A 13991-nucleotide genomic window follows, 5' to 3' on the forward strand; every position below is an offset into this window, starting at 1 on the left:
TCCCTTCATACATACAAATCCTAATATACCAATTGTTCAATAAAATGCATAAAGAGAGTCTAAAGTTGCCGTTTGGGTATCTAACCATGTAAAATTAAGCAGGTTGTGCGTCATTGTCATAGGAGCATATTTTACTAATATTAGTAGTATTGAGCATATTTTCAAACATTTCCGTTTGTTTCAATTATAGTAAAGTAATACTTAAACTAAAAATATGAAGAAACTTAAGAAACGAGGATTCGTTTCAAAAAGGAGGCTGTCCATGGTCGATTCAATCTTATTCAATATTATGCTTGTTGGTGCTCTTGGCATCTTTTCGCAGTGGATTGCCTGGCGTTTCCATTTGCCCGCCATTGTTGTTATGTCCATAATTGGGCTTTTGGTCGGTCCGGTCTTTGGGTTGATACACCCTGAAGAGGTGTTTGGAGGATTATTTGATCCATTTGTATCAATCGCTGTAGCTATTATTCTTTTTGAAGGAAGTTTAAATCTTGATTTTCGTGAGATTAAAGGACTTGGACGACCCGTCGGAAGAATTGTAACAATAGGAGCTTTTCTAGCATGGCTTCTTGGTTCGCTATCAGCTCATTATGTAGCAGGTCTTTCCTGGGGCGTAGCGTTTGTTATAGGCGGACTATTTATCGTAACTGGGCCAACGGTTATTCTCCCACTGTTAAGACAGGCTAAGCTAAAGCCAAGGCCAGCAAAAATTTTGAAGTGGGAAGGGATTATAGTTGATCCTTTAGGCGCGCTTCTTGCCGTATTCGCTTTTGAAATTATCAAATTCTTAAAAGTAGAGGAAGCAACTTCAACTGCACTACTCATCTTCTTCCTTGGTTCACTCTTTGCTACACTTTTTGGCTTCCTATGTGGACGAGGAATTGGTTGGATGTTCGAGAAGGGCTATGTACCAGAATTTCTAAAGTCTCCAGTTGTTTTTGCTGTCGTCATTATGTGTTTCACAGTAGCAGATGAAATCACTCATGAAACAGGGCTATTAGCCGTTACTGCCATGGGTATTACTCTTGCGAATATGCACATTTCATCTATTGACGACATGAGACACTTTAAAGAAAACATTTCGGTTCTGCTCATATCAACGATCTTTATTATGTTAACAGCATCACTTTCTGTTGATACGTTGCTTGAAATATTCCATTGGCAAATTCTTGCCTTTGTTCTCCTTATGCTATTTGTAGTTAGACCACTATCGATTTGGCTCTCTACGATCGGAACGGATCTTTCTTGGCAAGAGAAGACGCTTGTAGGGTGGATTGCTCCTCGCGGAATTGTTGCGTTAACTGTAGCAAGTTATTTTGCGAGCGTATTACTTGATGCAGGGTTTGAAGATGCAAAGATTCTAATGTCGCTAACTTTTGCACTCGTATTCGCAACGGTAGTTGTTCACGGGTTCTCCATTCGCTGGACTGCTGAAAAGCTTGGGCTTGCAAGTGAAGGGCAACCTGGGGTTGTTATTGTAGGAGGTAGCACTTTCTCAACAGCGCTATCTAAAACACTGACAGAGCTGAAAATCCCAGTTCTCGTAACCGACTCATCATGGCAAAGGTTAATAACAACCCGAAAAGCAGGTGTTCCTTTCTATAGAGGTGAAATTCTTTCAGAACAAACGGAATACCACTTGGATTTAACACCTTACGAATACATGCTTGCAGCAACGGAGCTAGATTCTTATAATGCTCTGGTATGTACGACATTTGTTCCTGAAATAGGTCGTAATAACCTGTTTCAGTTAAGTCTCAGGAACGATCGCGGAGACGATTTAGAAGAGCTTGTGCATACAATCGGCGGTCGTGTTGCCTTTAAAGAAGGAGCGACATGGGAAAGTCTTAATCGTAAAGTTGAGAGCGGGTATGTTTTCCGCAAGACGAATATCACACAGCAATATACGTTTGATAAATACCTTGATGAAAGTGACGAAGAAATAATTATGCTCTTTCTTAAGAAGCCTTCTGGAAGTCTTGAATTCTTTGCGCATGATTCCCAAACAAGAGCTGAAGCAGGAGATGTAATCGTTAGTCTCATGCCACCAAGTAAAGAGTTTAATCGAATTCGAGAAAAGTTAGAGAAACAACGTAATGGTGATAAAAATGGCAAAACGAAAGATGAGTAAAGCTCCCAGTTCGGGAGCTTTTTGTTTTTGCGAAAGTCATTTCTATTTGCACTAACGCACCATGTTACTATGATATTCTTAATTCAAGGCTTTTTTCTAAAAGATTGTTGTTTTTGAAAGTATTTTCGTAAAAGAACCTGACTACGCTAATTGGAGCGGAAGGATGCTCGACTCCTGCGGGACTAGCGGGACAGGTGAGACCCCACAGGCGAAGCCGAGGAGGCTCACCGCCCGCCCCGCGGAAAGCGAGCATCCTGCAGCGGAAATTAACCCACGCTTATAGNAGCAACAATGTAAAAGAGCCTTTCTAAAAGATTGTTGTTTTTTGAGCGGAAATAAACTCGATATAGCAAAAATGTCTATGAACAGCTTTATTCAAAGACTTTGTTAGCTCATATTGTTCATTACAATAACCAATTCAATAACACTCATGGAGGCTTCTATATGTATGATATAGCCATTATTGGCGCTGGAGTAAGTGGGATTTTCCTCGCTTACAAACTAACGCTTCAGCATCCGGAATACAAAATTATTATGATAGATAAAGGAAAAAAGCTTTCGGAAAGAACGTGTGGAGCTGAGTCCAAAAGTAGCTGCACGTGTGAGGTTTGTGATCAATACATAGGCTTTGGCGGACTTGGTAAATCGGAAGGTAAATTTAATTACACGAATGATTTTGGTGGAAGTCTTGGAAGGAAGATAGGCAATCAGAAAGCTGAGAACCTCATGTCTCAGGTGGATGATGTGATTTGCTCGTTTGGGGGTAGTACTGCAGAGCTTTACCATACTCATAGCCCGATCTTACAACAACGAACAAAAGGGCACGGATTAGATGTCTTATCAACTTCTGTAAGACATCTTGGGACAGCACTCGCTACAACCGTTTTACAGAACGTATATGACTATCTTTTAAACCGAATTGAAATGTGGTTTGAAACGGATGTTTCCTCTATTAGTAAGAACGAATCCTTTATTCTCGATACAAACCACGGAACGGTTAAAACGAAAAAAGTTGTGATTTCTACTGGTAATAGCGGCGGCGAATGGTTGCATAGTCAGTGTAATCAATTAGGACTCAAACCAGGTCCTTCGCGCGTTGATTTGGGTTTACGAGTTGAAATGCGTGGAAATCAGCTTGATCAGATTCTGCAAGAAGCATTTGAGACAAAGCTCCATATCGAAGGGGAAGGTTATGAAGGAACGACCTACTGCATGAATCCAAATGGAAGGATTATTCGAAAGTATCAGCGTGGTTTAGTTATGGCGGATGGCCAGAATAAACGTGAAGAAGACTCACCAGGGAGTAATTTGAATTTCACATTATTTGTTCCTTCGTTCTTTGCTACGAAGAAAGAAGCCGATCAATTTGCTGAGAAAGTGATTGGTGACATTAATCAGCAAAGGGGACGGATCGTAGTTCAGCGCCTTCAGGACTTAAGAAATGGAAGACACACGAACGATTCCAGCATTGCCGAAAATCCAATCCAATCCTCTTTAGAAGCTGAAGGCGGGAATTTAGTAGATGAAGTACCTGAGAAATTTGTGAAAGCTCTTCTTGAATTTCTAGATGCGCTTCAAAATGTGCTGGGGGAGTCGATCGATGACGATACGTTAGTATATGGAATGGATGGGAAATTCTACGAACCTAAAATCAAAACGAGTGAGCAATTCGAAACGGAAGTGCCAGGATTATATTTAATTGGGGATTGTTCTGGAGAAACTCATTCGTTATCTCAAGCTGCTGCGAGCGGGCTATACGTGGGAGAGAGCATATGAAAAGACTCTTTTCGTATACATTGTTGCTAGTTGAGTGGGTGAATTTCCGCTCCAGGATGCTCGCTTTCCGCGGGGCGGGCGGTGAGCCTCCTCGGCACGCTTGGGCGTACCTGCGGGGTCTCACCTGTCCCGCTAATCCCGCAGGAGTCGAGCACCCTTCCGCTCCAATCAATAAGTGTGGTTTTTTCAACATCTGTATCAACAGCAACAATCTTTTAGAAAAGAGTCTTTAGAAAAGAGCATATGAAAAAAAGATCGGCTCATGGCCGATCTTTCGTTTGAAACCCTTATGAAACAGGGGACTCAGATAATGACTTTTCCCTTTTGGAAAGAAACTTTAGTGTGAAAATGACCAACGCAATAATCGCTATGAGAGATAATCCGAGATAGAGGTTACTATATATAAGATTATCGTTTGTTCTCGACAAAGGGTTCATAACAAAGGAAACGTTTTTCATATCAAGAAGACGTCCAAAAATAGCTGAGCTAAATGCGCCTGCCATGAAGTTCAGTAAGTTAAAAATCCCCATTCCAACTCCGTTCTGATTATCTGGCAGGATCGTTGAAAGCAAGTCTGCCGTTGAACTTTGGATAAGTGGGAAGCCGAGATAAGCTATTAATAGACAGGGTGCGATGACCCATGCGTTGTAGCCTGAGAAAGTTGAAATAAAGAATGTTCCACTCGCAATAAGAATAAGAGCGAGTTTAACGACAACAGTAGCACCTTTTTGCTCGATAATCTTCCCGCCAAACTGACCAATTAAGCCAGCTGCCATTGCTCCGGGGAAGAGCACAAGTCCAATGTTTAATGTAGATAATTCATTCAGATCTCGAAGCATAATTGGGATAACAAAGATTAGTCCAAACAATGCGGATGTTCCGAGAAAACTAGTCAGAACGGTAATTGTGTATTTGGTGTTCTTTAGGATAACTGGATCAATAAACGGCTGCTTAATGGTAAATGTTCTCCATAGGAAGAGAATAAAGAAGACGATAAAGCTTACAAGTAAATACCAACTCAACAGTGTAATATAAAACAGCAGTGAGGCAACGGAAATGGCCATGAGAGCCGCTCCGGGTAAATCGATAGAACCTTCACGTTTTTCTTCATCTGGAAGCCATTTTCGGAACAGTGGAATCGCGAGCGCTGTTGCTACTGAGAATAGAAAGAGGAAGCGCCAGTTCAATGTTCCGCCGACTACGCCACCAATAATTGGCCCTACACCAGATGCAAAGGCAACGGTTGAAGAAATCAATCCAAAAACCCGGCCTTTTTCTTTAGGAAGGAAACGAATTGGGACGATGAAAGCAAGTGCTGGAATGGTAGCTCCTCCAACTGCTTGGAGAATGCGGGCTGCTAGCAGCGTTGGATAGTTGGGTGATAGGAACCCAATAAAAGCACCAAGCGAGAAAATACTAATTCCAATAGTGAATAGCGTCTTAATCGGATAGATATCAGCAAGCTTTCCGTACATTAACGAGCCGATGGCAAAGACTAAGATATATGAAGTTAACACCCAGCTTACTTCTGAAGGACTTAGGTTAAACGAGGCTGCGATATCGGGAATAGCTACATTAAACATTGTCCCATTCATAACTGCGAAGGCTAGAATTGTACAAACAAGGATAATAAGCCTCTTTTTGTCAGACGCGTCTAATGTTGCGTGTTCATGTTTATTTGGTGGAGTCATTGTTACCCTTCTTTCAATTTATACTGCCGCCTGTATAAAGGCGGAAGAGGTTATTTTTCTCTAGCGTCTCTTTATTTAGTAACACGAAATAATGCATAGACCTATTTATCATAGAGGCTAACAAAAGTAATGTAAAATAAGTTGCTTTGAAAGGATGCCTCTTATTTCCAGTTATAGACAACCGTGTGCTTTTCGATTATGATGAGGTGGGAGAAACTGCTTAAGTGGAGGAACGGCTATGCCAACTATTAAAGATGTTGCGAAGCGCGCAGGCGTTTCACGAACAACAGTATCACGAGTACTTAATGACAACGGTTATGTTAGTCATGAGGCGAGAACGCGTGTCGTCGAAGCGGTTAAAGAGATGGGGTATATTCCTAGTGCTCATGCCAAAACGATGCGAACGAAGCGATCGGGCGTTATCGGTGTTATTCTACCAAGAATTAGCACTGAAACAGCTAGTAGAGTTGTAAATGGAATTGAAGAGGAATTGGCAGCTAACGGCTATCAAATTCTTCTAACAAATACTCAATTGAAACCTGAGAAGGAAATTCAAAATATTAAACTATTGAAAAGTCGTCAGGTAGACGGCATTATTTTACTTGCTACAAATCGAAACCAGGATTTGCTTGAAACAATTGCTGATCTATCAATCCCTTTTGTAGCACTTGGCCAAGAACTTACGGGTGTCACATCTGTTGTTTATGATGATTATCATTCAGCGTTTGACGTAACGGAGTCTTTCATTTCGGAGGGACATCAACAGATAGGGTTTATCGGGGTACCTGAAACCGATCATGCCGTTGGATTCCTTCGTAAGCAAGGATATCTAGATGCAATGGCAAAGCACAATCTTCCTGTTAAAGAAGAGTGGATTCAGGATGGGAATTTCAGTTTTGAATCAGGGTATCAAGCAGCGAAGCAGTTAATGGAACAAGCACAGGTCAAGCCGACAGCTGTTTTTGCTGTAACTGATCGAATGGCTATTGGTGCATTAGGTTATCTAAAAGAAAACCAAATTAACGTTCCTAGTGAGGTAGCCTTGTTTGGTATAGGAGCATCTGATTTGTCAAAGCATGTAACACCACCGCTATCCACCGTTGACTATTTCAATGAAGATGCAGGCCAAAAAACAGCTCAACTTATTTTGGAACAGTTAACAGGAAAAATAATAGAAAAAGAAAAAATCAAACTTAACTATAGACTTATAAAAAGAGATAGTGTATAGTAGCTTCTGAAAGCGATATCACTTCTTTTTTACACGATGTGGAATCGTTCACACAAAATAGTAAACGTTTTAATCGTCAAAACAGGGAATAGATTTCAGGAAATGTAAACGCTCGCATTCATTCTTTTAAGTAATGTGGAATCGATACCACACGAAGAAACATATCGGAGGGAGAAATCAAAATGGCGACAAATCGTGAAATTGCACAAGAAGTCATTGAAGCAATTGGTGGACAAGAGAATATTCAATCAGTTGCACACTGTGCAACAAGGCTTCGCATTATGGTTCATGATAAAGAGAAGATCGATCAAGAAAGAGTAGAAGGAGTTGAGAAAGTAAAAGGTGCTTTCTATAACTCTGGTCAGTATCAAGTGATCTTTGGAACAGGGACGGTTAACCGCATTTATGATGAGGTAACAGCACTAGGTGCAACAGGTTCAACGAAAGCAGATCAAAAAGAAGAGTCCGCTAAACAAGGCAATGCCTTCCAACGTGCGGTCCGTTCGTTTGGTGACGTATTTGTTCCAATTATACCGGCCTTAGTTGCAACTGGACTATTTATGGGGCTACGTGGTCTTGTTCTTCAAGAGCAGATCCTAGCGTTCTTCGGACTAACACCAGGAGATATCTCAGATAACTTCATTCTGTTTACACAAGTATTAACAGATACAGCGTTTATCTTTCTACCAGCACTTGTAGCGTGGTCAACATTCCGAGTATTCGGAGGAAATCCAACCATAGGGTTAGTGCTCGGTTTAATGCTTGTTACCCCAGCACTTCCAAACGCATGGGAAGTAGCTGCAGGAAATGCAGAGCCGCTTAAATTTCTAGGATTTATACCGGTTGTTGGGTATCAGGGCTCCGTTATTCCAGCCTTCGTCGCAGGTTTCTTAGGTGCCAAGCTTGAGAAGCGGATTCGTAAAATGGTTCCAGAGTCGCTCGATCTGATTCTTACTCCATTTCTAGTACTGCTTATTATGATTACACTGTCTCTATTTGCAATCGGACCAATTTTCCATACGGTTGAAGAGTATATTATGGCAGGAACAATCTACATTCTTGATCTTCCATTCGGCTTAAGTGGATTGATTATCGGATTCTTCCACCAGATTATCGTTATTACTGGTGTACACCATATCTTCAATTTCCTTGAGATTCAGTTATTTGAAAACCTAGGTTTCAACCCGTTTAACCCGATCATCTCTGCTGCAATCGCTGCACAGGGTGGAGCTGCACTTGCTGTAGGTCTCAAAACGAAGTCGAAAAAGCTAAAGGCACTTGCGCTTCCGTCATCACTTTCTGCATTCCTTGGAATTACAGAGCCAGCGATCTTTGGTGTTAACCTTCGCTACATGAAGCCATTTGTTATGGGACTTATCGGTGGCGCGGTTGGTGGATTCCTTGCCTCTTTATTCAAATTGAAAGCAACGGGTCTTGCTGTAACGGTTATACCAGGAACACTTCTATTCTTAAATAGCCAGATTTTCTTGTACCTTCTCGTAAATATCATCTCAATTGGTATCGCGTTTGGTTTAACATGGGCGTTCGGTTACAAAGACGGCATGCTTGATAAATAGAAATAAACAAAGGGGGCCTCATCGAGCGGGCCCCTTTTCAAAATAGAGAGGAAAAGGGTGAGAATGATGCTTGAGCGAAATGAGGAATTAAAAGAATTAGCGATAAAAGAAATGGAAGCACACCGTGAGACCGTGGAGGGTGATCATTACCGTTCTCGTTATCACCTTATGCCACCTGTAGGTCTATTAAATGATCCAAATGGATTCATTCAGTGGAAAGGTGTCTATCATGTATTCTTCCAGTGGATGCCATTCAGTACTGAACACGGCGCCAAATTCTGGGGTCACTATACGTCAACTGACTTAGTTCATTGGGAGCTCGCTCCTACCGCATTAACTCCAGGAGATTGGTACGATAAGAACGGCTGTTATTCTGGTAGTGCGATTAGCCATGAAGATAAAATGCTCCTTTTCTACACAGGTAATGTGAAAGATGAGGCGGGCAATCGTGAAACGTATCAGTGTCTTGCGGAGTCAACGGATGGCATTCATTTCGACAAGAAAGGCGTTATACTTGATCTACCTGAAGGATATACGGCACATTTTCGAGATCCGAAAGTATGGCAGCATTTAGATAAATGGTATATGGTAATCGGAACGCAGAATCTTGCTGAAGAAGGTAGAGTTGTCCTTCTTGAATCGAGTGATCTAAAGAACTGGGAACTAAAAGGGGATGTAACTGCCTCAGGTCATCAAGAAGTAGGATCGTTCGGTTATATGTGGGAGTGCCCTGATTTATTTGAATTAGATGGGACAGACGTTCTACTCTTTTCTCCGCAAGGACTTGAGCCTGAGGGTGACTTGTATCAGAATGTTTACCAAACCGGCTACCTAACGGGTCAGCTTGATTATAAAGAAGGCAAGTTATCTCACGGTTCGTTTAGGGAACTTGATCGTGGATTTGAATTCTATGCTCCTCAAACGACGCTTGATGAAAATGGACGACGCTTGTTAATCGGCTGGATGGGCGTGCCTGAGCAGGGAGAAGACCATCATCCAACAAGAGAGCACAAGTGGATTCATATGTTAACCATTCCACGTGAGTTGCACTATGTGAATGACAAGCTAATTCAACGCCCTGTGCCAGAATTACAAGCATTGCGTCATGAAAGAGTAGAGAAAACGGCGAGTCTTTCAAATGAAAAAATAGAATGGACAGAAATGAACGGTACTGTTTATGAATTACTTTTACACCTTAAAAAAATAGATGGATCTTTCTCTATTCATTTCCGAAATCATGCCTCGATGATTTTTGATTCAGAAGAACAGAAACTCACATTTAAGCGAGTGAGCTTTATTGATGGCAAAGAGGAATCTCGTAGTTGTTCAATTGCAGAAGTAAGGGAGCTTCGATTCTATGTAGATGCATCCTCAATCGAAGTGTTTGTAAATGGTGGAGAAGAAGTCTTCACGTCAAGAATTTTCCCAAGTGAAAATGAGGAGAGTCTTGTTTTCAAGGCAGTTGGTGAAGTTCAATTCGAAGCAATCAAATGGAACCTCCATTAAAATGTTATATAGTAAATCCCCGGCATCCATTGCCGGGGATTTCATAGTTAAATAGAGCGAATAATTCCGCCTTCTACACGCTGTGCAGAACCATTAATGGCTGATGATAGTGGTGATGCAAGGAAAGTGACTGTGCTAGCAACTTCCTCAACTGTCGCAAAGCGTTGAATAAGAGAAGTAGGTTCGTTGTCTTTAAAGTAATCTTCCGTGAACTTCTCTAGATCTTTACCTTCTTCAGCTGCAGCACCTTTCATAAATGCTGCTACACCGTCAGTCCATGTAGGTCCTGGTAGAACAGAGTTTACTGTCACATTCGTTCCTTTTGTCATTTCAGCCAGTCCGCGTGACAAACTGATGAGCGAGCTTTTTGTTACTGAGTACGGAATCATCTGAGCAAGTGGTTTAACTCCAGCTTCACTCGCGATGTTTAAGACGCGTCCTGTGTCACGAGCTAGCATTTCTGGTAGGAATTGACGTGAAAGGCGAACTGCACTAACAACATTTGTTTGGAAATACGTCATCCATTCCTCGTCCGTTACTTCTTCAAATGCTTTTACTTCAAACATGCCCATATTGTTAATGAGAATATCTAAATTTCCTAGGTTCTTAACTTCGTCGACAAGTTTCTCACTTTCATCAGCTTTCGAAAGGTCAGCAACAATACCATGAACTTTACCGAGAGAAGAAAGCTCTTCGACTAGATTGTTAACTCGTTCCTCAGTGCGTCCATTAACGATAACTTCTGCACCTTCTTTTAGTAGTGTTTCAGCAATTCCTTTACCAATTCCAGAAGTGGAACCAGTAACAAGGGCTAATTTATTTGACAATTGTAAGTCCATCAAAATCACTCCTTCGACATTTTTAGCACATTCAAACTGTAGCAAATAAAAGATTAGTATTACAATAAACCTGCCTTAATAATAGAAACGACTTAGAAGCAAACGCTTTTTTATCCATTAAGGTTAAAAGATTCCACAAATATGAACAATTTATGTATGAATTGTGTCGAAAAAGTGATAAAAACATGAGCAACTTTTGACACTTTGTGACATATGTCACATTCTATGTAAGAACCTGCTACAATAACCAGTGTTAACAGGTGTTTACTGTCATTTTTTGTTTAAATCTAGTTATCTAATATAGAGAAAGAAAGGAAGGTGGCCTGGCGGTGAAGCGAATGAAGTCGATGCTTGCACTTAGTATGTTTTTTGCGGTTATGGTGCTGAGTGGCTGTAGTAACTTAACAGTGCTTGATCCAAAAGGACCTGTAGCGGAACAACAAGCAAATCTAATTCTATTCTCGATTGGGTTTATGCTTTTTATTGTTGTTGTCGTATTTGTTCTATTTACTCTAATTCTAGTAAAATATCGCGAGCGTAAAAGCGGTCCTGAATACGAGCCTCCACATATTGAGGGTAATGTATTCCTTGAAATCGTATGGACTGTTATTCCGATCATAATTCTAGTTGTTCTAGCAATTCCAACTGTTCAAACGATCTTTGCTTTAGAGGAAGCTCCAGAAGCAACTTCACACAAAGATCCGATCGTCATTCATGCGACATCAGTCGATTGGAAATGGGTATTTAGTTATCCAGAAGAAAATATTGAGACGGTTAACTATCTTCATATTCCAGAAGATCACCCTATTCTATTTAAATTGGCTTCTGCAGACTCAATGGGTTCATTCTGGATCCCATCACTTGGCGGGCAGGAATATACAATGTCCGGTATGATGAATGAGCTCTTCTTACAAGCAGATGTTCCTGGTGAATATCGAGGACGTAATGCCAACTTTACGGGTGAAGGATTTACAGAGCAGACGTTCACGGTAACGGCTGAATCAGAAGAAGATTACGAAGAGTGGGTAGAAGAAGCACAAGATGCGCCTGAACTTACTCAAGAAAAATACAATGAACTCATGATGAAAGGTCATGTGGAAGAGATGACATTCTCAGAAACGCACCTTCAATGGGTTGACCATGGAATGGATGCCGAATACGCAACAAAAGTACGTAACGGCGAACCAACTGATGATGAGTCTTCAGAAATGGATCACTCAGAAATGAACCATGATGACGATGACAAAGAATCTGAGGAACATTCGCATTAAGAAAGGAGGAAGACACCATGAGATTGGATGAATTTTTTGTTACCGGTGATCCACTTATATACGGCGCTGACGTTTCGATTGCGCTAACACTGATCGGTGCAATCTTCGCCTTAACCTATTTCAAGAAGTGGAAATGGTTGTGGTCTGAATGGTTAACAACAGTTGACCACAAGAAACTCGGTATTATGTATATCATCGCAGCAGTTCTTATGCTATTCCGCGGTGGTGTAGACGCCATGCTCATGAGAGCGCAGTTAACGGTTCCAGATGCAGGCTTCTTGGATGCGAAACACTACAACGAAATCTTTACAACACACGGAACAATCATGATTATTTTCATGGCCATGCCGTTTTTAATTGGTTTAATAAACGTTGTTGTACCACTACAAATTGGTGCGCGAGACGTTGCATATCCGTTCTTAAACGCAGTAAGTTTTTGGACATTCTTCATGGGGGCTATGCTCTTTAACATTTCATTTGTTATTGGTGGATCTCCTTCAGCAGGGTGGACAAGCTATGTTCCTCTAGCTGGACTCGAATTGAGCCCTGGAGTAGGGCAGAACTACTACCTCCTTGGCTTGCAAATTGCCGGTATCGGTACATTGCTAACGGGTATTAACTTCCTCGTTACAATCTTGAAAATGAGAGTACCATCAATGAAGCTCATGCAAATGCCGATCTTCACATGGTCTTCATTAATTACAATGGTTATTATCATTTTTGCATTCCCGGTTCTTACCGTGGCACTTGCACTTATGACATTTGACCGTTTGTTCGGAAGTCACTTCTTCACAATGATGGATGGCGGTATGCCGATGCTATGGGCAAACCTATTCTGGATTTGGGGACACCCTGAAGTATACATTGTTATTCTTCCGGCATTTGGTATGTTCTCAGAAATTATTAGTACTTTTGCACGTAAAACAATTTTCGGTTATAAAGCAATGGTATACTCTATGGTTATTATTGCTGGATTAAGCTTCCTTGTATGGGTTCACCACTTCTTTACAATGGGTGCAGGTGGAGCAGTTAACTCATTCTTCTCCATCACAACGATGCTGATAGCCGTACCGACCGGTGTGAAAATCTTCAACTGGCTTTTCACACTCTACAAAGGGCGAATACGGTTTACGACAGCGATGCTATGGGCACTTGCGTTTATCCCGAACTTCGTTATCGGTGGGGTAACCGGTGTAATGCTAGCAATGGCTGCAGCTGACTATCAATATCACAATACGTACTTCCTTGTCGCTCACTTCCACTACGTGTTGATCTCAGGTACGGTATATGCTTGTTTCGCAGGTCTATACTTCTGGTACCCTAAGATGTTCAATCACCGTTTGAACGAGCGTCTAGGAAAATGGAGTTTCTGGATCTTCGTAGCTGGATTCAACTTATGTTTCTTCCCGATGTATTTCCTAGGTCTTGCAGGAATGCCTCGTCGTGTTTACACGTACGGTGTCGCAGATGGCTGGATGAGCATGAACGTACTTGCTACATTCGGTGGTTTGTTAATGGGAATCGGATTCTTGATTCTTGTTTACAACATCTACTACAGCTTCCGTTACTCTCCACGCGAAACAACGGGAGACCCGTGGGATGCTAGAACACTTGAATGGTCAACTCCAGCTCCAGTACCGCATTACAACTTTGCTCATCTTCCTGAAGCAAAGGGTCATGATGCATTCTGGATTATGAAAGAAGAGATTAAACAAGGTAAGAAGCCAGAAAAGAAACCATATAAACCGATCCATATGCCAAGCTATTCAGGCGTGCCGGTTGTGATGAGTGTGTTCTTCTTCATCGCAGGGTTCGGAATGGTCTTCTCATGGAATTGGATGTCAATTCTCGGATTAATTGGTGTTCTTGCAACAATGGTTATTCGCTCATTTGATTACGATAAAGGATTCTACGTTAGCGTAGAAGAGATAGAAGAACATGAAAAGACTACCTAATAAAGGAGGCGTGAAGC

Annotated in this window: 9 protein-coding genes; 7 read left to right on the top strand and 2 right to left on the bottom strand. The window is 41.5% G+C overall.

The features are described 5' to 3' along the window. Positions 1-262: 262 nt before the first annotated feature. Complete coding sequence (locus AB986_RS10875) at positions 263-2131, top strand: cation:proton antiporter (protein WP_048311188.1); 1869 nt, start codon at positions 263-265, stop codon at positions 2129-2131. Between the two features lie 444 nt (positions 2132-2575). Further along, positions 2576-3907, top strand: a complete 1332-nt coding sequence (locus tag AB986_RS10880) for an NAD(P)/FAD-dependent oxidoreductase (RefSeq protein WP_048311189.1) — start codon at positions 2576-2578, stop codon at positions 3905-3907. Positions 3908-4194: 287 nt separating this feature from the next. Here AB986_RS10880 and AB986_RS10890 read toward each other — a convergent pair whose 3' ends face one another. Then, positions 4195-5598, bottom strand: a complete 1404-nt coding sequence (locus AB986_RS10890; RefSeq protein WP_048311191.1) for an MFS transporter — start codon at positions 5596-5598, stop codon at positions 4195-4197. Between the two features lie 238 nt (positions 5599-5836). Between AB986_RS10890 and AB986_RS10895 the strand changes: the two genes are divergently transcribed. From AB986_RS10895 to AB986_RS10905, 3 genes are all read left to right on the top strand, one after another. Beyond that, positions 5837-6826, top strand: coding sequence for a LacI family DNA-binding transcriptional regulator (locus AB986_RS10895; protein WP_048311192.1), 990 nt, complete (start codon positions 5837-5839; stop codon positions 6824-6826). A 182-nt stretch (positions 6827-7008) separates the two neighbouring features. Further along, positions 7009-8403, top strand: a complete 1395-nt coding sequence (locus AB986_RS10900) for a sucrose-specific PTS transporter subunit IIBC (RefSeq protein ID WP_048311193.1) — start codon at positions 7009-7011, stop codon at positions 8401-8403. Between the two features lie 63 nt (positions 8404-8466). After that, on the top strand, positions 8467-9909 hold the full coding sequence (locus tag AB986_RS10905) for a glycoside hydrolase family 32 protein (protein WP_048311194.1): 1443 nt from the start codon (positions 8467-8469) through the stop codon (positions 9907-9909). A gap of 47 nt (positions 9910-9956) precedes the next feature. On the opposite strand, the gene AB986_RS10910 is transcribed toward AB986_RS10905, so the two are convergent. Continuing rightward, positions 9957-10748, bottom strand: a complete 792-nt coding sequence (locus AB986_RS10910) for an SDR family NAD(P)-dependent oxidoreductase (RefSeq protein ID WP_048311195.1) — start codon at positions 10746-10748, stop codon at positions 9957-9959. 338 nt (positions 10749-11086) lie between these two features. On the opposite strand from AB986_RS10910, the gene qoxA reads away from it, so the two are divergent. Both qoxA and qoxB read left to right on the top strand, forming a co-directional pair. Beyond that, positions 11087-12019 (top strand): cytochrome aa3 quinol oxidase subunit II, encoded by a 933-nt coding sequence (gene qoxA, locus AB986_RS10915; protein WP_048312803.1) that lies wholly within the window; start codon positions 11087-11089, stop codon positions 12017-12019. Positions 12020-12036: 17 nt separating this feature from the next. Then, positions 12037-13974, top strand: coding sequence for a cytochrome aa3 quinol oxidase subunit I (qoxB, locus tag AB986_RS10920; protein ID WP_048311196.1), 1938 nt, complete (start codon positions 12037-12039; stop codon positions 13972-13974). Positions 13975-13991: the final 17 nt, after the last annotated feature.

The sequence above is a fragment of the Guptibacillus hwajinpoensis genome, assembly GCF_001039475.1.
In the GTDB taxonomy this organism is placed as follows: Bacteria; Bacillota; Bacilli; order Bacillales; family Guptibacillaceae; genus Guptibacillus; species Guptibacillus hwajinpoensis.